This window comes from Streptomyces sp. Ru73 (assembly GCF_002920575.1).
Taxonomy (GTDB): Bacteria; Actinomycetota; Actinomycetes; order Streptomycetales; family Streptomycetaceae; genus Streptomyces.
Map to the genome: position 1 here is coordinate 1 of NZ_PQSQ01000037.1, position 19,691 is coordinate 19,691.

The following is a 19,691-nucleotide window of genomic DNA, read 5'->3' on the forward strand; positions in this document are numbered from 1 at the left end:
GGCCCCGCACCGCCCCCCGCGCCGGGCCCCGCCTTCGCCCCCGACACGGCACCGGGCGGCCCCGCACCGTACCCGCGTGCAGGGGCCGGCAGCGCGAAGGCCGCCAGTGTGAACTCCGTACCGGGGCGCAGCCCCAGCCGCTCCGCCGCCTCGTCCGCCGGCGGTCCGGCGCCGTGCAGTACGGCGCGGAAGGTGTCCCGGCGCAGCCGCCGCTCCGTCTCCGGCGAGTAGAGCGCCCGGAGCAGGTGCGGCGCGGCCAGCCGGGCGGTGTCCCGGAGCGCGGCGACGGCCTCGTCGGACAGCCCGTCGGCCGGTTCGATCGCCCAGAGCGTGCCGAGCGGCAGGGCGCCGGCCCGTACGGCGACGGCGGCCCGCGCCAGTTCGTCGCGGTACGCGGGGAAGCGGACGACGCCCGGTGCCGCGAGCACCTCGCGGTACTGTCCGCGCTGTTCGGGGAGGTCGGGGACCCGGCGCTGGAGGATGCCGCGCTCGCGCAGGGCATCGATGCGCTGGCCGGGCACCTTGGAGTACGCGACGACGTTCTGGTCCAGGTCCTCGATGGCGACCGAGCCGCCCGCCACGGCCGCGAGGGTGTCGGCGAGCGCGAACAGCTCGGCCCCGCCGGCCGGCGCCGCCCCGGCCGCGCCGCCGATCCCGTACGCCGCGAGCGCGCAGCTCAGCTCCGCGTCCACCTGCCGCCACGGCACCGCGTCCCCGGCAGCCAGCACCGCGATCCCGCAGGCCTCGGCCGTCTCGGCCAGCCGCGCCGGGTCCTGGCCGCGCTCCTTGACCACCGCGGCGGTGAAGCCGCGCCCGGCCGCCTGCCGCAGCACCGCACAGGCCCGCGGGTCGGTCACGTCCGTCCCGACGAGCAGCAGGACGGCGGCGGGCGAAGGCGGCAGCGGATCGCCGGGGTCATGGATCACCGTGCCGCGTACGGGCACGTCCAGACCGTCGGGGGCGGCCAGCACCCGCCCGAGCACGCCGGACGCGCCCTCGACGAGCAGCCGGAGCGTACCGGCGGCCCGCTCCCCCAGAGGCTCGGCGAGCTGCCCTCCCGGCCCTGCGGCCTCAACGGGGGCCGTGACAGGCGTTGTGGGATCGGACAACGCGCCCCTCGATTCCTGCGTCGATCGGCCGGGGTGCCGGCCCGTGCGGGCTGCCACGATAGCCGCGCAGCCCGCCCCCGGCCCGCCCCGCACTCCACCGTGCGGTCCGCCGCGCAGTCCCTCGCCGGTCCCCCCAGTGACAGGAGTCCGAACCCGTGACCGTCCCCGCGCCCGTGACCGAAGAACCCGTTCCGGCCCCCGCCACCGGCCTCGTCGGCCTCTTCCCGCCCGGCTCCCGCCTGGACGAGGACGGCGAGCTGGTGGTCGGCGGCTGCCGGCTGACCGATCTCGCCGAGCGTTTCGGGACGCCCGCCGTGATCGTGTCCGAGGCGGCCCTGCGCGACCGCGCCCGGCAGTACGTACGGGCCCTCGCCGCGCATTGGCCGAACAGCCAAGCCGTCTTCGCCTCCAAGGCGTTCCCCTGTACCGCGGTGATCCGCGTGCTGACCGAGGAGGGCCTGGGCGTCGACGTGGCCGGGGGCGGCGAGCTGGCCGCCGCGCTCGCCGCAGGGGCCGACCCGGCCCGCATCGTCGTGCACGGCAACGCCAAGACCGACGAGGAACTGGCCATGGCCGTCGCGGCGGGCGCCGGGACGATCGTGGTGGACAACGAGGACGACATCGACCGCCTGGAACGCCTGGTGCCCGACGGCGCCCGGCAGCGCGTCCTGCTCCGCGTCATACCGGAGGTCGACGCGGACACGCACGCGGCGATGGCCACCGGGCACCGCGGCTCGAAGTTCGGCCTGGCGGTCCCGGACGCGGTCCGCGCGGCCGCCCGGCTGCGCGCGAGCGGCCGGCTGCGTCTGGAGGGGCTGCACGTCCACGTGGGCTCGCAGCTGCTGGAGACCGCGCCGTTCGCCCGCGCCGTCGAGGCGCTGGGCGCCCTCGGCGAACTGGGCGAGCACGCGGTGTACGACCTCGGCGGCGGCCTCGGCGTGCGGTACACCTACGACGACGCGCCGCCCAGTATCGAGGAGTACGTCCGCACCCTCACGGACGCCGCCCGCGCGCAGCTCCCGGAGACCGCGCGGCTGATCATCGAGCCCGGCCGCTCCCTCGTGGCCGGCGCCGCGCTGACCCTCTACCGTGCGGTGACCGTGAAGCCGGGCCCGCGCACGCTCGTCGCGGTCGACGGCGGCATGGGCGACAACCTGGAGCCGATGCTGTACGGCCAGCGCTTCGAGGCGACGGTCGCGGCGCGGGTCGGCGGCGGCGAGCCCTGCGACCTGGTGGGCCGGCACTGCGAGTCGGGCGACACCCTGATCCGCGACGTCCCGCTGCGCTCGCCCCGCCCCGGCGACGTGATCGCCGTACCGGTCACCGGCGCGTACTGCTACTCCCTCTCGAACAACTACAACGGCGCCCGCCGCCCGCCGGTCGTCTTCTGCGCCGCTGGCGAAGCCCGCGAGGTCGTCCGCCGCGAAACGTACGAGGACCTGCTGCGCCGGGACGTACCGCCGGACGCCGGGGAGGCGTGACGACCACCGCGACGCCCCGGCCCCGAGAGGCGCCCGCGCCGCCACGGTCGTACGAAAAGAGCCGGGCCGCGGTCGTACGAAAAGAGCCGGGCCGCCATGGTGTCCATGGCCGCCCGGCTCTCCTGTGCCGTGGGCTCGCTGGTCAGATCGATTCTGCAGCGAGCGTGCTGTGGGGCGGGTGGGACTCGAACCCACGGCCGACGGATTATGAGTCCGCTGCTCTAACCGGCTGAGCTACCGCCCCCGTCACGGCGCGCCGCGCACATTTGTGCGCGCCGTCTGCCGCAGCATAGCCGCTCATACGATCTGCTGCCCGTGCGGGTGGCTGCCGAGCGCGGAGCGGATTGCCGCGTGCGGTCGTGAAGACTGCGATCACCACCGTTCGGTTCCACCCAGAGGATCACTCTTTGGAGTGGCCCGGATGTTCGATTCCTGGGTGGCCCGCCGCCGGCCGGTGGTGACACGAAAAAGGACCCCTCGCGGGGTCCTCTTCCTTCTGCTCCCCCGACTGGACTCGAACCAGTAACCCTCCGGTTAACAGCCGAATGCTCTGCCAATTGAGCTACAGGGGACTGCGCTCCCCCGACTGGACTCGAACCAGTAACCTGCCGGTTAACAGCCGGCTGCTCTGCCAATTGAGCTACAGGGGATTGCTCCGTATGCACCGAATGCACTCCGGTCCGGGCTTCCGGACGGCGTGCGCTCGCTGCGACACATACATTAGCGCAAGCAGGGGGGTGCTTCGCCAATCGGTATGCCCACGGGTGATCAGCCGGGTCGCGGGTAGGCGGAGCACAGCCCGGCGACTGACCGCCTCGACGGCGGGTACCGGCGAGCGGGAACGACCAGACAGAAGGGTGGAGCGATGCGCTACCGGCTCACGTTCATCGCGGGACTGGCCATCGGATACGTGCTCGGCACGCGGGCCGGGCGGGAGCGGTACGAACAGCTGCGCAAGAGCGCGCAGCGGATCGCGCAGAACCCCGCGGTACGCAACACCGCCGAGTCCGCGGCGCAGACCGGACGGCAGGCGGCGACCAAGGCGTACGACGCGGTGTCGGCCAAGGTCGGCGACAAGATGCCGAACTCCGTGACGGACCGCGTGCGTTCGCTGCGCGAGCAGGGTTCGGGCGCGGACGACGACTGGGGCACCAGCAACACCTGACCCCCGCAGCCGGGCGCGCCCGGCCGGACCCGCCGGTCTCCCCGGGCCGCCGCCACGCGGCCCGGGGAGACCGCTTTCCGTACCGTCCGTCCCATGCGGCATCATCAGGCGCATGGGGATAGTCGCCGGGTTGGACAGCTCGTCCGAAAGCACACGCATCGTCGTCTGCGACACCGAAACGGGTGCCGTCGTCAGGCAGGGGTACGCCCCGCACCCTGACGGGAAGGGACCCGATGTCGATCCGCAGACGTGGCTGATGTCACTCGGCGAGGCGGCCGCGGGCGGGCTCCTGGAAGGGGTGCAGGCCATCGGCGTCTCGGCACAGCAGCACGGGCTGCTGGTGCTGGACGGCGAGGGGAGCCTCGTACGGCCCGCGCTCATGGGCAACGACAAGCGGGCGCAGAGCGCGGCGGCCGACCTGATCGACGCGCTCGGGGGGCGCTCGGCGTGGGCGCAGGGCGTGGGTTCCGTGCCGCACGCCGCCCAGCCGGTGGCGAAGCTGCGCTGGCTGGCGCGGAACGAGCCGGAGCACGCCGCCCGCGTCGCCGAGATCATGCAGCCGCACGACTGGCTGGTCTGGCAGCTGCTGGGGCGGCCCGCGCGGCGCACGACGGACCGGAGCGGGGCCTCGGGCACCGGCTTCTGGTCGGCGGCGAGCGGCGCGTACCGCCCGGACCTGGTCGAGCTGGCGCTCGGGCACCAGGTGCGGCTCCCCGAGGTGCTGGGCCCGGCCGACGCGGCCGGGGTGACCCCCGAGGGGCTGCTGATCTCCGCCGGTACGGGCGAGACGATGGCGGCGGCCTTCGGGCTCGGCGTGGGCATAGGGGACGCGGTGGTGTCGCTCGGCGCCTCCGGCTCGGTCTTCGGCATCCACCACGAGGCGCTGGCCGACTCCACGGGGACGATCACGTCCTTCGCGGACGCGACGGGGCTGCACCTGCCGGTCGTGCACGTCAGCAATGCCGTACGGGTGCTGCGCGGCATGGCCGACGCGCTCGGCACGGATCTGGAGGGGCTGTCGGACCTGGCGCTGAAGTCCACGCCCGGCGCGTACGGGATGGTGCTGCTGCCGTACCTGGAGGGCGAGCGCACCCCGCACCTGCCGCACACCGCGGGCTCGCTGCACGGGCTGCGGCGGGAGAGCATGAAGCCCGAGCACATGGCGCGGGCCGCGGTCGAGGGCATGCTGTGCGGGCTGGCGGACGCGCTGGACGTGCTGCGCGGCCGGGGCGTGCAGGTGCGCCGGGTGTTCCTGCTGGGCGCCGCCGCCGAGCTGGGCGCCGTACAGGCCGCGGCGCCGGCGCTGCTGGGCGCGCAGGTCGTGGTGCCGCAGCCGGCGGACTACGCGGCGCTGGGCGCGGCCCGGCAGGCGGCGTGGGCGCTGGGCCTCGCACACGGCACGCACACGGCACAGGAGCCCCCGGCCTGGCCGGCCGCGGCGTGCCAGGTGTTCGAGCCGGGCGAGGAACTGGCCGTGGGCCAGGCGGTACGCCAGCAGTACGCGACGGTGCGCGACGAGACCTACCCGGGCGCACTCGAGGCGGCCTCGGCGGGCTGAGACACGAGGGGCTGGCGCGCCGCGCGAGGGGGTGGCGCGGCCACGCGGGATGGCGCGGCCACGCGGCGGCGGGGCCGACCCGCGGCGCGACGGGCGCGCCACATCCGTTGGGCCCCCGAGGCCCCGGTCGGCGAAGCCCCCGGCACAGAGGCCGCTCACCCGCAGGCGGGCCACTCCCCAGCGGCAGCCGCGCGGACGACGACGAGACCCGCCCGAACGCTCGGCAGCTCGTCAGCACGCCAGGAAGCGATCTGCGGGCTGACCCGCGTCGAGACCGACCCGGCGCGACGGCGGCGCTGCACGTCAGTCCGCCCGAGCACTCGGCAGCGCGTCAGCACGCCAGGAGGCGATCTGCGGGCTGACCCGCGTCGAGGCCGAACCGCGGCGCGACGGGCGCGCCGCATCCGACGCGGGACCCCCGAGGACCCAGGCGGCGAAGCCCCCGGCACAGAGGCCCCCACCCGCAGGCAGGCCACTCCCCAGCGGCAGCCGCGCGGACGACGACGAGACCCGCCCGAGCGCTCGGCAGCGCGTCAGCGCGCCAGGAGGCGATCTGCGGGCTGACCCGCGTCGAGGCCGACCCGGCGCGACGGCGGCGCTGCACGTCAGTCCGCCCGAGCACTCGGCAGCGCGTCAGCGCGCCAGGAGGCGATCTGCGGGCTGACCCGCGTCGAGGCCGAACCGCGGCGCGGCGGCGCGGCGCGTCAGTCCAGGTAGCCCCTGAGCTGGTCGGCGAAGGCGTGGTCGCGGAGTTTGTTGAGGGTCTTGGACTCTATCTGGCGGATGCGTTCGCGGGTGACGCCGAAGATCCGGCCGATCTCCTCCAGCGTGCGCGGGCGGCCGTCGACCAGGCCGTAGCGGAGCTGGACGACCTTGCGCTCGCGTTCGCCGAGGGTGGAGAGCACCGCTTCAAGGTGCTCGCGCAGCAGCAGGAACGCGGCGGACTCCACGGGGGAGGTCGCGTCGCCGTCCTCGATGAGGTCGCCGAGCGCGACGTCGTCCTCCTCGCCGACCGGCGCGTGCAGCGAGACCGGCTCCTGGGCGAGGCGGAGGACCTCGCTGACCCGCTCCGCCGGGAGGTCGAGGTGGGCCGCGACCTCTTCGGGGGTGGGTTCGTAGCCGCGCTCCTGGAGCATCCGGCGCTGGACCCGTACGACGCGGTTGATCAGCTCCACGACGTGGACCGGGACCCGGATCGTGCGGGCCTGGTCGGCGAGGGCGCGGGACATGGCCTGCCGGATCCACCAGGTCGCGTACGTGGAGAACTTGTAGCCGCGGGCGTAGTCGAACTTCTCGACGGCGCGGATCAGGCCGAGGTTGCCCTCCTGTACGAGGTCGAGCATGGTCAGGCCGCGGCCGACGTACCGCTTGGCGACCGAGACGACCAGGCGGAGGTTGGCCTCGATCAGGCGCCGCTTCGCCATCCGGCCCAGTACCACGAGCTTGTCGAGGTCGACGGCGAGCTGGGAGTCCAGGTCGGGGGTGGTGCCGAGCTTCTCCTCGGCGAACAGGCCGGCCTCCACCCGCCGCGCCAGCTCGACCTCCTCGGCCGCCGTGAGCAGCGGAATCCGGCCGATCTCGCGCAGGTACTGGCGGAAGAGGTCGGAGGACGGGCCGCCGGCGTCGGGCTTGGCGGGCTGCTCCGCGGGCTGCTCCGGTGCCGGCTCCGGCTCGTCGGCCAGCATCTCGGGGGCGGGCGGCTCGGCCTGCTGGGGCACGGTGGCGGCCGCTGCGGCCGGCGCGTCGGCGGCCGGCGCGTCGGCGAGGCTCCGGGTGTGCACGGGGGCGACCTCCAGGGTGAATGCGCGTGAGGCGGCACAAAGGTCGGGTACGGCTGCGGCCGGGCCGCCTTCCGTCCCGTACATCACGAGCGGATGCGCGTCCGGCTCCGGGACGTTGCTGCGTCCGGGTCCGCCGCGCTCCGAGGACTCGGGCACCGTTCCTCAGTGTGGAGTACGACACACTCCCGCCACGAGGGGCGTGCGGCGACTTTTTGCATTCAGCGGGTGACCGACCGGTTACGGAGAACGAGCCGGTCCGGCCGCGGGGCGGCGCCGGCGGCCGTCAGAGTGCCGCCGCGCCGCGCTCCCGCAGCGACCGGGCGTACTGCTCCAGGACCCAGAGCTCGTGCTGGAGGGTGGAGTAGGCCGACATGTCGCCGCCGGCCTCGCAGCGCCGCATGGCGCCCTGGATCTCGGCGGTGCGCCGGACGACGGCGGCCAGCCGCACGGCGGCCAGCTGGGTGCCGGCGTACAGCTCGTCCGGATCCCGTCGGGTGAGGAGCTGCTCCATGGCCAGCTCCCGGATCATGGCGTCGACGGTGTCGTCGGGCGCGGCCTCGCGGACCCGCGCCAGGTAGCCGGCGTCGGCCGCGGTCACCCCGCCGGCCGCCGCGATGGCCTCGCGCACGGCGACGTACGGCGGCGCGGTGAACTCGTCGGCGCCGTACGCGTCGAAGGTCGGGGCCACCAGGTCGGGGCGCTGCAGGGCCAGCTTGAGCAGCTCGCGCTCGACGCGGCGGGCGGGGGTGCGCAGGTCGAGCCGCGGGCCGCGGGGCGTCGCGGGCCGCTCCGGCGGCCGGTGGTCGGTGCGGACGCCGCGGCCGGGCGGCCCGGCGGGCTGCTGCTGCCCCCCGCCGCCCCCGCGCTCGTAGCTCGCGGCCAGGGCGTGCACGCGCCGGCGCACCGCCTCCTCCTCGGCGGGCGAGGCGAGGCCCACCATGCCGCCGAGCCGGGTGGCGTACCGGCTGCGCAGGGTGCGGTTCTTGATCTTGGCGACCACGGGGATCGCCGCGTTCAGCGCGGCGACCTGGCCCTCCTCGTAGTCGAGCTGGTACTGGGAGACGATCGACCGGAGGGCGAAGGCGAACAGCGGCGTGCGCGGCTCGACGAGGTCGGCGACCGCCTCGTCGCCCTTGGCGAGGCGCAGCTCGCAGGGGTCCATGCCGTCGGGCGCGATGGCGATGTAGGTCTCGGCGGCGAACTTCTGGTCGTCCTCGAAGGCCCGCAGCGCGGCCTTCTGACCCGCCGCGTCGCCGTCGAAGGTGAAGACGACGCCCGCCGAGCCGTTGTCCATCAGCAGCCGGCGCAGGATCTTGATGTGCTCGCCGCCGAAGGCGGTGCCGCAGGTCGCGATGGCGTTGCGGACGCCGGCGAGGTGGCAGGCCATGACGTCGGTGTACCCCTCGACCACGACCGCGCGGTTGTTCTTGGCGATCTCCTTCTTGGCCAGGTCGATGCCGTAGAGCACGTGGGACTTGCGGTAGATCGGGGTCTCGGGGGTGTTGAGGTACTTCGGGCCGTTGTCGTCGTCCCGGAGCTTGCGCGCGCCGAAGCCGACGACCTCGCCGGCGATGTCGCGGATGGGCCACATCAGGCGGCCGCGGAAGCGGTCGATGGGGCCGCGGCGGCCGTCCTGGGAGAGGCCGGAGAGGATCAGCTCCTTGTCCGTGAAGCCGCGGCCGCGCAGGAAGCGGGTGAGGTGGTCCCAGCCGGCCGGGCTGTAGCCGACGCCGAAGTGCCGGGCAGCGGCCTGGTCGAAGCCGCGCTCGGCGAGGAACTTCCGGCCGATCTCGGCCTCGGGGCTGTCCAGCTGGTCGATGTAGAACTGCGCGGCGATCTTGTGAGCCTCGACCAGCCGGGTCCGCTCGCCCTGCTGCCGTCCGGGGGCGTAGCCGCCCTCTTCGTACCGCAGGGTGATGCCCGCCTGGGAGGCCAGCCGCTCGATGGTCTCGGCGAAGGAGAGGTGGTCGACCTTCATGATGAAGTCGACGGTGTCGCCGCCCTCCTGGCAGCCGAAGCAGTGGTACAGCCCCTTGGCGGGGCTGACGTGGAAGGAGGGGGACTTCTCGTCGTGGAAGGGGCAGAGGCCCTTCAGGTTGCCGCCGCCGGCGTTGCGGAGCTGGAGGTACTCGGACACGACGGCGTCGATCGGGACCGCGTCCCGCACCGCCCGCACGTCGTCATCGTTGATCCTGCCTGCCACGCGAGAATTCTACGGGGGACCACCGACAACTCCCGGGTCCGCTCCCCCGCCGGCCCCGGCGGTCCCGGACGCGGCGGCTCAGCCGGCGGCGGTCTTCAGGACGAAGCGGTGGTGCGGGCCGCTCGGCACGATCTCGAACGTCGCACCGTCCGTGGTGAAGCCCATCCGCTCGTAGAAGCCGCTCGCGGAGACCCGCCCGTTGCACCAGACGCGCTCCGCGCCGCGGCGCGCCGCCTCCTCGATGCCCGCGCGCAGCACGGCGGCCCCGAAGCCGCGCCCGCGTGCCTCCGGGGCGCTGGCCATGCCGCGGAAGCGGTACGCGGTGAGGTCCTCCTCGCCCGGCACGGGGTCGGGGAAGAAGGTCGCGCAGGCCGCCACGGCGTCGCCGTCGTACGCGGCCATGTGGAAGACGCCGGGGTCGGAGTCCTCCGGGTACACGGCGGCCTCGGCGGGCAGCCCGGGGCGGAGCACCGACCACCGCAGGTCGAAGATCTCCGCCACCGGGACGGACGCGGTACGGATCTGCATGCCCGCACGCTACGCGAGGAACGACTCCAGCGGGACCGTCGGATCGGCCAGCGCCTCGGCGTCCAGTGCGCGTCCGGAGCGGATCATGTTCTGGAGCGTTTCGGTGACGTCCCAGACGTTGACGTTCATCGCGGCCAGCAGCCGGCCGCCGCCGTCCAGCCAGCAGGCGATGAACTCGCGCTTGCCGACGTCGCCGCGGAGGACGACCTGCTCGTACGAGCCGGGCGGGGCGTATCCGGAGTACTCCAGGCCGACGTCGTACTGGTCGGAGAAGAAGTACGGGATGCGGTCGTAGGAGACCTCCTGGCCGAGCATGGCGCGGGCCGCGGCGGGGCCGCCGTTCAGCGCGTTCGCCCAGTGCTCCACGCGCAGCCGGGTGTCCAGGACCGGGTGGGCAGCGGCGGCCACGTCGCCGGCCGCGAAGATGTGCGGGTCGGAGGTGCGCAGCGAGGCGTCCACGACGATGCCGCCGCCGTCCGCGCGGTCCACGAGGGCGAGCCCGGCCTGCTCGGCGAGGGCGGTGCGGGGCGCGGCGCCGATCGCGGCGAGCACGTCGTGCGCGGGGTGCTCCTCGCCGTCGTCGGTCTGCGCGGCGAGGACGACGCCGCCGTCGCCGGTGATCTCGGTGAGGGTGGCGCCGAAGTGGAAGCGGACGCCGTGCTCGCGGTGCAGCTCGGTGAAGAGCCCGCCGATCTCGGGGCCGAGCACGCCGTGCAGCGGGGTGGGCGAGGGCTCGACGATGGTGACCTCGGCGCCGTAGGAGCGGGCTGCGGCGGCGACCTCCAGGCCGATCCAGCCGGCGCCGGCGATCACGAGGTGGCCGTTGTCGCGGCCCAGGGAGGCCAGCACGCCGCGCAGCCGTTCGGCGTGGGCGAGGCGGCGCAGGTGGTGGACGCCGGCCAGGTCGGTGCCGGGGATGTCCAGGCGGCGCGGCTCGGCGCCGGTGGCCAGCAGCAGCTTGTCGTAGGCGATGAGGGTGCCGTCGCCGAGCCGTACCGTGCGGGCGACCGGGTCCAGGGCCACCGCGGGCTGGCCGAGGTGCAGTTCGATGTCGCTCTGCGCGTACCACGCCGGTTCGTGCACGAAGACGCTGTCCCGCTCGGCCTTGCCGATCAGGAAGTCCTTGGAGAGCGGCGGCCGTTCGTACGGGTGGTCGCGCTCGTCACAGATGAGGATCACCCGGCCGCTGAACCCCTCCGACCGGAGGGTCTCGGCTGCCTTTGCCCCGGCCAGGCCACCGCCGACGATGACGAACGTCTGGTGTGCGTCGACCACTTGCTTCCTCCTCGCTGCGGCGCAGTCCGTCTGCGCCTTGAACGCCCCCCGTTCGGCCCCCGTTGGTACCCCGTTCGAAAAAGCCATACCCCCGTTCGAGCCCGTTGAGCCGGTGTCGTACCGACTCTCAGCACGGCGGGGGTTCGAGCGTCCCGCACAGAGCGTGATGGGGGAAGAGGGTAGGCCCTTGCCGCGTCACCCTTAGTTGTCACGCGCGGGCGGGCGCCGCGTCGATGTGTGGCTCTTGGGACGGGTGAGGCGGGCGTGCAGGGTGCGCGCCGAGGCGTCCGTGAGGGCCGCGATCTGGTCGATGACGGCGCGCATGCGTGCGGTGTCGTCCCCGGCCGCGTCGAACAGCGACCGGAACTGCGGGTCGAGGCCGTCCGGTGCCCGCGCGAGCAGCGCCTCGGCCAGCTCGGCGATGATCACCCGCTGTTCGGCGCGCAGCGCCTCCTGGTCGGGGCGCTGCATCACGTACCGGTCGGCGACGGCCTTCAGTACGGCGCACTCCAGGCGGGTCTCCTCGGGGACGACCAGCTCGGCCCGGTAGCGGGTGAGCCGCCCGGTGCCGTAGGCGGCGCGGGTGGCGGTCTCGGCGGCCAGGCAGAACCGGCCGATCAGCTGGCTCGTGGCGTCCTTCAGGCGGGCCTGGGCGAGCGCGGAGCCGTCGTAGCCGTGCGGCCACCACTCCTGGTCCAGCAGCCGGTCCAGGGCCGCGCCCAGCTCGGCGTCGCCGGCGCCGGGCGCGTACCGGTCGGCGGCCACCGCGAAGACCTCGGCGCGTTCGGGGTCGGCGTAGAGCACGGCCGGGTCCAGGTGGCCGGCGTGCAGCCCGTCCTCCACGTCGTGCACGGAGTAGGCGACGTCGTCGGACCAGTCCATGACCTGCGCCTCGAAGCTGCGCGCGCCTTCGGGGGCGCCCTGCCGCAGCCACCGGAAGACGGGCAGGTCGTCGGCGTACACCCCGAACTTGTGCGAGTGCGGGTCGTGGGGGTGGCCGCCGCGCCGCCAGGGGTACTTGGTCGCGGCGTCCAGGGCGGCACGCGTGAGGTTGAGCCCGACGCTGACGATGCGGCCGTCGTCGTCCGTGACGAACCGTTTCGGTTCGAGCCGGGCCAGCAGCCGCAGGGACTGCGCGTTGCCCTCGAAGCCCCCGCAGGGTTCGGCCACTTCGTTCAGGGCCTGCTCACCGTTGTGCCCGAAGGGCGGGTGGCCCAGGTCGTGCGCCAGGCACGCGGTCTCCACCAGGTCCGGGTCGCAGCCGAGCGCGGCGCCCAGCTCCCGGCCCACCTGCGCGCACTCCAGGGAGTGGGTGAGCCGGGTGCGGGGCGTGGCGTCCCAGGCGTGCGCCCGTCCCGCGCCGGACATCTCCACGCCGGGCGTGACGACCTGGGTCTTGCCGGCCAGCCTGCGCAGCGCGGCGGAGTGCAGCACCCGGGCGCGGTCGCGCTGGAAGGCCGTGCGGCCGGGGCGTTTGTCCGGCTCGGCCACCCAGCGCTCGGCGTCGGCCGGGGTGTAGCCGGTGTACTGCGGCGCGTCGGCCGCCGTGGGGTGCGGCGGCGCGTCGGGGTCGGGCGCCTGGTGCGGCGCCCGGTCCGCGCGCGCGCCGGTCTGCGGGACCGGGCCGGCGCCGTCCTCGTGGGTGGGACGGCCGGTGGGCTGAAAGGGCGTACCCGTCATACCGCGACGGTAGCCGCACCTGCCTCCTTGTGGTCGGAACCGGTGCGCGAGCGGAGCGCCTGGTCGTAGCGGTGCAGAACGAGACGGGCGAGGGCCGGGTGGTCGCCCAGGGGCGCGGCGGCGGCCTCCAGCACCGCGGCGGAGGCGGTGGCGAAGCGGCCGGGCGCGGTGAAGTACGAGGCGAGGACGGGCCGCAGGCCACGGGTGCGCAGCCCGTCGGCGGCCTCCTCGACGGTGGCCCCGGCGCCCGCCGCGTAACCGGGGACGACGGGCGTGCCGCCGAGCCGTGCGGAGAGCAGGCGGGCGGTGCGTGCGGTGTCGGCGGCGGAGTCCGGGTCACGGGAGCCGGCGGCCGCCAGGACTATGCCGGTGCCGGGCGCCCCGGGCCGCGTGCCGGCCTCCGTGAGCCGTGCGTGGAGCGCTTCGGCGAGCAGCGAGTGCGGGCCGAGGGGTGCGGCGATGCGGGTCCTGACGTGGGAAGCGGCGGCGGCCATCGCCGGTATGTCGTGCTTGACGTGGTAGCCGCGGCTCAGCAGCAGCGGCACGAGGACGGCGTCGCCGTGCAGCCGGGCCAGCACGTCGGGCAGGAGCGGCGCGTTCAGTTCGATGTGGCCCAGCCGGACGGGGAGCCCGGGGCGCTGCGCCCGTACCCGGTCCAGCAGGGCGGTGACGGTCGCCAGGGCACGGGGGTCGCGGCTGCCGTGCGCCACCGCGACGAGCGTCGGCGTCCGGTCGGCTCCGCCCGGCGCCGTGCGGCGGCTGTGGAGTCTGACCCGGCTGAGCTGTGTGCTGAGCTGTGCGGTGATCTCTGTCATGAGCTGCGCCGTACTGTCGAAGGGAACCGAAGCGGGAAGGTGCGCGTTCGACGCCGTCATGGAGGGAGCCTGGCAGCGGAGAGTTGCCGGTGCGTTGCGCAGGGGTGACGAGTCGTTTCTCCTGCCTCACGCCGCGGGCCGCGTTCCGGGGAGGGGCCCGTGCCGGTCACGTAACACCGCGGCGCTGCTCCGGAAACCCGCGGGGTGCACGGTACCCGTATGAACGCCGAGGTCACGACCCCTACGGTCGATACGCACTGCCCGTACTGCTCCCTGCAGTGCGGGATGTCGCTGCGCCCCGGAGAGGGCGGGGTGCGGGTGGTCGAGCGCCCGGCCTTCCCCGTGAACCGCGGGGCGCTGTGCGGCAAGGGCCGTACCGCGGCCGAGGTGCTGGACCGCCGGGTTCGGCTGACCGAACCGCTGGTCAGGGACGGTGGCGAGCTGCGCCCCGCCTCGTGGGACGAGGCCCTGGACCGGGTGGCGGCGGGGCTCGGCCGGGCCCGTGAGGCGTACGGGAACGACGCGGTCGGCGTCTTCGGGGGCGGCGGGCTGACCAACGAGAAGGCGTACGCGCTGGGCAAGTTCGCGCGGGTCGCGCTCGGCACCTCGCAGATCGACTACAACGGCCGGTTCTGCATGTCGTCGGCGGCAGCCGCGCACCAGCGGGCCTTCGGCCTGGACCGCGGCCTGCCCTTCCCGCTGGCGGACGTGGCGCGCACCGGCTGCGTGATCCTGGTGGGCTCCAACCTCGCCGAGACCATGCCGCCCGCGCTGCGGTACCTGACCGAACTGCGGGAGAACGGCGGCAAGCTGATCGTCGTCGACCCGCGCCGCACGAAGACGGCCGAGGCCGCCGACCTGCACCTCGCGCCGCGCCCCGGCACGGACCTCGCGCTCGCCCTCGGCCTGCTCCACCTCGTCGTCGCGCAGGGCCGTACGGACGAGGCGTTCATCGCGGAGCGCACCACCGGCTGGCCCGAGGCGCGGGCCGCCGCGATGGCGCACTGGCCGGAGCTGGTGGAGCGGATCACCGGCGTGCCGGTGCCGCAGCTGCGCGCGGCCGTCTCGATGTTCTGCGACGCCGCCTCCTCGATGGTGCTCACCGCGCGCGGCCCCGAACAGCAGGCGAAGGGCACCGACACGGTGGGCGCGTGGATCAACCTGTGCCTGGCCACCGGGCGGGCCGGCCGCGAGCTGTCCGGATACGGCTGCCTGACGGGTCAGGGCAACGGCCAGGGCGGCCGCGAGCACGGCCAGAAGGCCGACCAGCTGCCCGGCTACCGCAAGCTCGACGACCCGGCCGCCAGGGAGCACGTGGCGGCCGTCTGGGGCGTCTCCCCCGACAGCCTGCCGGGCCCGGGGCGCAGCGCCTACGAGTTGCTGGACGCGCTCGGCACCGAGGTGCGCGCGCTGCTCCTGATGGGGTCCAACCCGGTGGTCTCCGCGCCGCGCGCCGCGCACGTGGAGGACCGCATCCGCGCGCTGGACTTCCTGGCCGTCGCGGACGTGGTCCTCTCGGAGACGGCGGCACTGGCCGACGTCGTGCTGCCGGTGACGCAGTGGGCCGAGGAGACCGGGACGACGACGAACCTGGAGGGCCGCGTCCTGCTGCGCCGCCGGGCCGTGGACCCGCCGCCGGGCGTCCGTACGGACCTGGCGGTGCTGAACGGTCTCGCGGCCCGCCTGGGCCACGAGAAGGGCTTCCCCGCCGACCCGGAGGAGGTCTTCGGGGAGCTGCGCCGGGCCTCGGCGGGCGGCCCCGCCGATTACGCCGGCATCAGCTACCGGCGCATCGCCGCCGAGGACGGGGTCTTCTGGCCGTGCCCGGACGAGGCGCACCCCGGCAGCCCGCGCCTCTTCCTGGACCGGTTCGCGCACCCGGACGGCCGGGCGCGCTTCGTGCCGGTCGCGCACCGCGCTTCGGCTGAGGAGCCGGACGCGGAGTACCCGGTGCTGCTGACCACCGGGCGGGTGCTGGCGCAGTACCAGTCGGGCGCGCAGACCCGGCGGGTCGCCGAGCTGAACGCGGCGGCCCCCGGCCCCTTCGTGCAGCTCCATCCGCACCTGGCGGCGCGCTACGGCATCGCCGAGGGCGACCGGGTCGCCGTGGAGTCGCGGCGCGGCCGGGCGGTGGCGCCGGCCCGCCTCAGCACCGACATCCGGACGGACACGGTCTTCATGCCCTTCCACTGGCCCGGCGAGGGCCGCGCCAACTCCCTCACCAACCCGGCCCTGGACCCCACGTCCCGGATGCCGGAGTTCAAGGTCTGCGCGGTCCGGCTGGCCCCGGAGGGCCCGTGACGCGGGCCCTCAGTGGTGCCAGGCCCGCCCTCCGGTGTTGTGGATGAACCGCTGGAGCACCTTGAGGGTGGTCAGGTACTCCTCGTCCGTGATGCCCTCGTGGCGCTCGGCCCACAGCTCCTCCTGGAGCGCCGCGGCCTTCGCATAGAAGGCCGCGCCCTCCGGCGTCATACGGAGGCGGCCGTCCGCGTCCTGGGTGAGCCAGCCGCGGGCGACCGTGGTGCCGATCTCCTCCGCCAGCGCGTCGCCCACGTCGAGGTAGCCCCGCAGCACTTCGGTCACCTCCGCGCGGGACCGGCCGTCCGGCGCGGAGGCGACCTGGTGGAGGACCCACCACTGCGGCTGGGTGGTGCCCAGTTCCGCGAGGGCGCCGCGGGTGCGGGTGACGACCGCCTTGTACGCGGCCCAGCTCCAGTAGCCGATGGGCTGCTGGATCAGTTCGGTGTCGCTGTGCGAGTACTCCATGGCTCCGCCCTCTCCGTTCGGTATGCAGGCGAAGCTAGGAGCTCAAGCGGACTTGAGGTCAAGCGTTCCCGTGCGCCTCGACCTCCTTGAGGTACGCGGCACGGGTCTCCTCGTCCAGGAAGGACGCCCGGAAGGAGTTCCTGGCCAGCGTGCGCAGGGTGGGCTCGTCCAGGCCGAGCGCGTCCCGCACGGCGGTGAAGTTGTCGTGCGCGTAGCCGCCGAAGTAGGCCGGGTCGTCGGAGTTGACGGTCACCAGCAGGCCCGCGTCCAGCATGGCGGGCAGCGGGTGGTCGGCCAGGTCGTCGATCACCCGCAGCCGGACGTTGGACAGCGGACAGACCGTCAGCGGCATCTGCTCGGCGGCCAGCCGCGCCACCAGCTCGGTGTCCTCCATGCACCGCACGCCGTGGTCGATCCGGTCCACGCCGAGGATGTCCAGCGCCTCCCACACGTACGCGGGCGGGCCCTCCTCACCGGCGTGCGCCACGCACTTCAGCCCGGCCTCCCGGGCCCGCGCGTACACCTCGCGGAACTTCGACGGCGGATTGCCGACCTCGGCGGAGTCCAGCCCGACCGCGGTGATCCGGTCCAGGTACGGGCGGGCCGCCTCGAACGTCTCCAGCGCCGACTCCGCGCTCTCGTCGCGCAGGAAGCACATGATGAGCCGGGTGGTGATGCCGTAGGTCTCAGGGGCGGCGTCCAGGGCCCGGGACAGGCCCTCGATGACGGTGCCGATGGGCACGCCGCGTGCGGTGTGGGCCTGCGGATCGAAGAAGATCTCCGCGTGCCGCACGCCCTGCTCCTTCGCCCGCGCGAGATAGGCGTGCGCCAGGTCGGCGAAGTCGTCCTCGGTGCGCAGCACGGCCATCAGCGCGTAGTACAGGTCCAGGAAGGACTGCAGGTCGCTGAAGGAGTAGGCGCGGCGCAGCTCGTCCTCGGAGGCGTACGGCAAGGTGACGCCGTTGCGTGCGGCGAGCGCGAACGCCAGCCCGGGCTCCAGCGTGCCCTCGATGTGCAGGTGCAGTTCGGCCTTGGGGACCGGGGTGTGCGGGGTCGTCATGTTCAGGCACCTTCCCGTGCGGTGGCGGCGAAGGCGCGGCCTTCGTTGGCGGCGACGCCGGGGCCCACCGGGCCCGCGGCACGTGAACCGGTGGCGAGCCAGTCGCCACCGGGAATCGGAGTGACGGTGGCACGCAGCCGGCCGGCGAGGGGTTCGGCGGCGAGGTAGACCCAGGCACGCACCGTGCCGCCGTCGGGCAGGACGGCCTCGCACACGACGCGGTCGTAGTCGTTGTCCGGCGCGCCTGGCGTGTGGCCCTCCAGCCGGTCCAGGGTCCGCAGGACCTCGTCGTACGCCGCCGCCTCCGGCGTGACGACGTGGCCGTGCACCACGGCGTCGGCCGGGCCCTGGACGGCGTACGGGTAGCCGGGCCCGTCGTACAGCAGCGCCCCGTGGATCCTCGCCGGCTGCTCGGCCGCGGTCCGGCCGCGCAGCGTCCAGGCGTGGTTGGCCTCGCCCGGTCGCAGCGTCCCGTAGACGAAGAAGGGCAGCCGTTCGGAGCCGTCGGGCCGGTCGTTCATGGGTCGGTTCTCCTCTTGTGCGTTCTTCCCGCTTGCAACCATGCCAGGCCGCCGTGCGTCGCTGTCCGGTAGGTCGGACAGCCGGCCTGCGAGCGGAGCGAACGGGGGGGGCGTGATGGGCGTGCGGCCGGGTGGCCCGGTACGGCGGGCGGCGGAGCGGCTGCGGCCGTGGGTGCGGCTGCCGCGCACGGTCCGGGGGCGGCGGCGGGCGGTCCAGGCCCTGATGGCGGCCTGCGTGCTCGCGCTGCTGCCCGCGACCTGGCTGCAGCTGTCGGCGGGCGGGCGGGTGCGGACCGCGGCGGACGTGCCGGCCGCGCCGGTTGCGGTGGTCTTCGGCGCGGGCCTGTGGGACGGCGAGCCCTCCCCGTACCTCGCGCACCGGCTGGACGCCGCGGCCGGGCTGTACGACGCGGGCCGCGTCCGGGCGATCCTGGTGACCGGCGACAACAGCACCCGCGACTACGACGAGCCGGACGCCATGCGCCGGTACCTGACCGCGCGCGGGGTCCCGGCCCGGAGGATCGTCAGCGACTACGCCGGCTTCGACACCTGGGACTCCTGCAGCCGCGCCCGCCGGGTGTTCGGGGTGGACCGGGCGGTGCTGGTCAGCCAGGGGTTCCACCTCCGGCGGGCGCTGGCCCTGTGCGGCGCCGCGGGGATCACGGCGTACGGGGTCGGTGCCGCCGACGCGCACGACGTGACCTGGTACTACGGCGGCGTGCGGGAGATCCTCGCGGCGGGCAAGGCGGCGGCCGACGCGGCCCTCCGGCCCGACCCGCACTTCCTCGGCCCGCGCGAGGACGGGGTGGCGCGGGCCCTGCGCTGAGCCGCTTCCCTACCGGGTCTCCTGCTGGACCCAGGCCAGGTAGTCGGCGGCGCCGTGCACCACCGGCAGCGCGATGATCTCCGGGGTGTCGTAGTCGTGCGCCCCGCGGAGGTACTCCTCCAGCTCCTGGTACCGGTAGCCGGTCGTCTTCAGGAGCACCTGCCACTCCTGGGCGGTCTCGACGGCGTCCTGCCAGCGGTACACCGAGGTGACCGGGGCGCTGACCTGGGCGCACGCCGCGAGGCGCGCCTCGATCGCGCCCCGGGCCAGCGCCTCGGCCTTCTCCGCCGAGTCGGTCGTGGTCAGCACGGTCAGGAAGGCGGGCGGTGCGGTGCCGGCGGGCTGATCGGTCACGGGAACGGGTCCTTCTGCATCGGGGACGTTAGGTCGCGGACGGACGGGTACCTGATCCTTCCGCATCCACGGGTACCACGGCGCGCCGATGACTTGCGGCGCCCCGCGCACCCGCGAGGATGGGGAACAGGACCGCGCCACCGGACCGCCGGCATCCGCGACCGAAGGGCCCCTTCACCATGGACGACCTCACCGCCCTCGCCCGCCAGCAGCTCGACGACGCCAAGGCCGACCCGCACGGCCGCAGCGCCCGCCTCTTCCTGCACGACGGGCCGCTGCGCCAGACCGTGATCGCGCTGGTCGGCGGCGCCGCGCTGGACGAGCACGTCTCGCCCCCGGCGGGCAGCCTGCAGATCCTGCACGGCCACGTGCGGATCACGACGGACCACGGCGAGCAGGACATGATCGCGGGCCAGGTCGCCACGATCCCGCGCGAGAAGCACGGGGTGACGGCCGTGGAGAACTCCGCGCTGCTGCTGACCTCGGTGACGCACGTCGACGGCATGTGAGCGGCACGGGCGGTACAACCTTCGCCCCGGCGCGGCGGTCTCACTGACGAGAATTCCGCT

Annotated in this window: 16 protein-coding genes, 3 tRNA genes and 1 pseudogene; 6 read left to right on the top strand and 14 right to left on the bottom strand. The window is 74.6% G+C overall.

Annotation, left to right across the window (positions count from 1 at the left end):
• Positions 1–1,109 (bottom strand): annotated as a pseudogene (locus tag C3486_RS17755) (hypothetical protein); the annotation flags it as partial.
• 155 nt (positions 1,110–1,264) lie between these two features.
• On the opposite strand from C3486_RS17755, the gene lysA reads away from it, so the two are divergent.
• Positions 1,265–2,590: a diaminopimelate decarboxylase gene (lysA, locus tag C3486_RS17760; protein ID WP_258052841.1), complete on the top strand. Its 1,326-nt coding sequence runs from the start codon at positions 1,265–1,267 to the stop codon at positions 2,588–2,590.
• Positions 2,591–2,760: 170 nt separating this feature from the next.
• Here the strand turns inward: lysA and C3486_RS17765 are convergent.
• From C3486_RS17765 to C3486_RS17775, 3 genes are all read right to left on the bottom strand, one after another.
• Positions 2,761–2,834: transfer RNA gene (locus C3486_RS17765), tRNA-Ile, on the bottom strand.
• A gap of 255 nt (positions 2,835–3,089) precedes the next feature.
• Positions 3,090–3,162, bottom strand: a tRNA-Asn gene (locus C3486_RS17770).
• A 5-nt stretch (positions 3,163–3,167) separates the two neighbouring features.
• A tRNA-Asn gene (locus C3486_RS17775) sits at positions 3,168–3,240 on the bottom strand.
• A 215-nt stretch (positions 3,241–3,455) separates the two neighbouring features.
• Between C3486_RS17775 and C3486_RS17780 the strand changes: the two genes are divergently transcribed.
• Both C3486_RS17780 and C3486_RS17785 read left to right on the top strand, forming a co-directional pair.
• A complete protein-coding gene (locus C3486_RS17780) occupies positions 3,456–3,755 on the top strand; it encodes a hypothetical protein (RefSeq protein ID WP_103833693.1) in 300 nt (99 codons plus the stop codon).
• A 112-nt stretch (positions 3,756–3,867) separates the two neighbouring features.
• Complete coding sequence (locus tag C3486_RS17785; protein WP_181138588.1) at positions 3,868–5,313, top strand: FGGY family carbohydrate kinase; 1,446 nt, start codon at positions 3,868–3,870, stop codon at positions 5,311–5,313.
• A gap of 704 nt (positions 5,314–6,017) precedes the next feature.
• Here C3486_RS17785 and C3486_RS17790 read toward each other — a convergent pair.
• The 6 genes from C3486_RS17790 to C3486_RS17815 form a co-directional block, all read right to left on the bottom strand.
• Positions 6,018–7,250 (bottom strand): RNA polymerase sigma factor, encoded by a 1,233-nt coding sequence (locus C3486_RS17790; protein ID WP_103833695.1) that lies wholly within the window; start codon positions 7,248–7,250, stop codon positions 6,018–6,020.
• A 127-nt stretch (positions 7,251–7,377) separates the two neighbouring features.
• Positions 7,378–9,297 carry a DNA primase gene (gene dnaG, locus C3486_RS17795; protein ID WP_103833696.1) on the bottom strand — a complete coding sequence of 640 codons (1,920 nt, stop codon included), beginning with the start codon at positions 9,295–9,297 and terminating at the stop codon, positions 7,378–7,380.
• A gap of 78 nt (positions 9,298–9,375) precedes the next feature.
• Positions 9,376–9,825 (bottom strand): GNAT family N-acetyltransferase, encoded by a 450-nt coding sequence (locus C3486_RS17800; RefSeq protein ID WP_103833697.1) that lies wholly within the window; start codon positions 9,823–9,825, stop codon positions 9,376–9,378.
• A 9-nt stretch (positions 9,826–9,834) separates the two neighbouring features.
• The gene (locus C3486_RS17805; RefSeq protein WP_103833698.1) at positions 9,835–11,100 is read right to left on the bottom strand and encodes an NAD(P)/FAD-dependent oxidoreductase; all 1,266 of its coding nucleotides are present in this window, start codon (positions 11,098–11,100) and stop codon (positions 9,835–9,837) included.
• A gap of 201 nt (positions 11,101–11,301) precedes the next feature.
• Complete coding sequence (locus tag C3486_RS17810) at positions 11,302–12,780, bottom strand: deoxyguanosinetriphosphate triphosphohydrolase (RefSeq protein ID WP_103833699.1); 1,479 nt, start codon at positions 12,778–12,780, stop codon at positions 11,302–11,304.
• Positions 12,777–13,595 (bottom strand): sirohydrochlorin chelatase, encoded by an 819-nt coding sequence (locus tag C3486_RS17815; RefSeq protein WP_308461251.1) that lies wholly within the window; start codon positions 13,593–13,595, stop codon positions 12,777–12,779. Before C3486_RS17815 ends, C3486_RS17810 begins: the two co-directional genes overlap by 4 nt.
• Positions 13,596–13,814: 219 nt before the next feature.
• On the opposite strand from C3486_RS17815, the gene C3486_RS17820 reads away from it, so the two are divergent.
• Complete coding sequence (locus C3486_RS17820) at positions 13,815–15,896, top strand: molybdopterin oxidoreductase family protein (RefSeq protein WP_103833701.1); 2,082 nt, start codon at positions 13,815–13,817, stop codon at positions 15,894–15,896.
• 9 nt (positions 15,897–15,905) lie between these two features.
• Here C3486_RS17820 and C3486_RS17825 read toward each other — a convergent pair whose 3' ends face one another.
• The 3 genes from C3486_RS17825 to C3486_RS17835 are packed head-to-tail and all read right to left on the bottom strand — an operon-like array spanning position 15,906 to position 17,942.
• On the bottom strand, positions 15,906–16,361 hold the full coding sequence (locus C3486_RS17825; protein ID WP_103833702.1) for a winged helix DNA-binding protein: 456 nt from the start codon (positions 16,359–16,361) through the stop codon (positions 15,906–15,908).
• Between the two features lie 58 nt (positions 16,362–16,419).
• The gene (locus C3486_RS17830) at positions 16,420–17,421 is read right to left on the bottom strand and encodes an adenosine deaminase (RefSeq protein ID WP_103833703.1); all 1,002 of its coding nucleotides are present in this window, start codon (positions 17,419–17,421) and stop codon (positions 16,420–16,422) included.
• Between the two features lie 2 nt (positions 17,422–17,423).
• The gene (locus tag C3486_RS17835) at positions 17,424–17,942 is read right to left on the bottom strand and encodes a gamma-glutamylcyclotransferase family protein (protein WP_103833704.1); all 519 of its coding nucleotides are present in this window, start codon (positions 17,940–17,942) and stop codon (positions 17,424–17,426) included.
• A 115-nt stretch (positions 17,943–18,057) separates the two neighbouring features.
• On the opposite strand from C3486_RS17835, the gene C3486_RS17840 reads away from it, so the two are divergent.
• A complete protein-coding gene (locus tag C3486_RS17840) occupies positions 18,058–18,768 on the top strand; it encodes a vancomycin high temperature exclusion protein (protein ID WP_103833705.1) in 711 nt (236 codons plus the stop codon).
• A gap of 9 nt (positions 18,769–18,777) precedes the next feature.
• Here the strand turns inward: C3486_RS17840 and cutA are convergent, their stop codons facing one another.
• Positions 18,778–19,122 (bottom strand): divalent-cation tolerance protein CutA, encoded by a 345-nt coding sequence (gene cutA / locus C3486_RS17845; protein WP_258052842.1) that lies wholly within the window; start codon positions 19,120–19,122, stop codon positions 18,778–18,780.
• Between the two features lie 179 nt (positions 19,123–19,301).
• On the opposite strand from cutA, the gene C3486_RS17850 reads away from it, so the two are divergent.
• Complete coding sequence (locus C3486_RS17850; protein ID WP_103833707.1) at positions 19,302–19,631, top strand: cupin; 330 nt, start codon at positions 19,302–19,304, stop codon at positions 19,629–19,631.
• Positions 19,632–19,691 lie beyond the last annotated feature (60 nt).

Excerpts from the sequence above, each read along its gene's own strand:
- C3486_RS17780 (WP_103833693.1), top strand. The coding sequence starts at position 3,456 with ATGCGCTACCGGCTCACGTTCATCGCGGGACTGGCCATCGGATACGTG.
- C3486_RS17785 (WP_181138588.1), top strand. The coding sequence starts at position 3,868 with ATGGGGATAGTCGCCGGGTTGGACAGCTCGTCCGAAAGCACACGCATC.
- C3486_RS17800 (WP_103833697.1), bottom strand. The coding sequence starts at position 9,825 with ATGCAGATCCGTACCGCGTCCGTCCCGGTGGCGGAGATCTTCGACCTG.
- C3486_RS17810 (WP_103833699.1), bottom strand. The coding sequence starts at position 12,780 with ATGACGGGTACGCCCTTTCAGCCCACCGGCCGTCCCACCCACGAGGAC.
- C3486_RS17815 (WP_308461251.1), bottom strand. The coding sequence starts at position 13,595 with ATGACAGAGATCACCGCACAGCTCAGCACACAGCTCAGCCGGGTCAGA.
- C3486_RS17820 (WP_103833701.1), top strand. The coding sequence starts at position 13,815 with ATGAACGCCGAGGTCACGACCCCTACGGTCGATACGCACTGCCCGTAC.
- C3486_RS17825 (WP_103833702.1), bottom strand. The coding sequence starts at position 16,361 with ATGGAGTACTCGCACAGCGACACCGAACTGATCCAGCAGCCCATCGGC.
- C3486_RS17830 (WP_103833703.1), bottom strand. The coding sequence starts at position 17,421 with ATGACGACCCCGCACACCCCGGTCCCCAAGGCCGAACTGCACCTGCAC.
- C3486_RS17835 (WP_103833704.1), bottom strand. The coding sequence starts at position 17,942 with ATGAACGACCGGCCCGACGGCTCCGAACGGCTGCCCTTCTTCGTCTAC.
- C3486_RS17840 (WP_103833705.1), top strand. The coding sequence starts at position 18,058 with ATGGGCGTGCGGCCGGGTGGCCCGGTACGGCGGGCGGCGGAGCGGCTG.
- C3486_RS17850 (WP_103833707.1), top strand. The coding sequence starts at position 19,302 with ATGGACGACCTCACCGCCCTCGCCCGCCAGCAGCTCGACGACGCCAAG.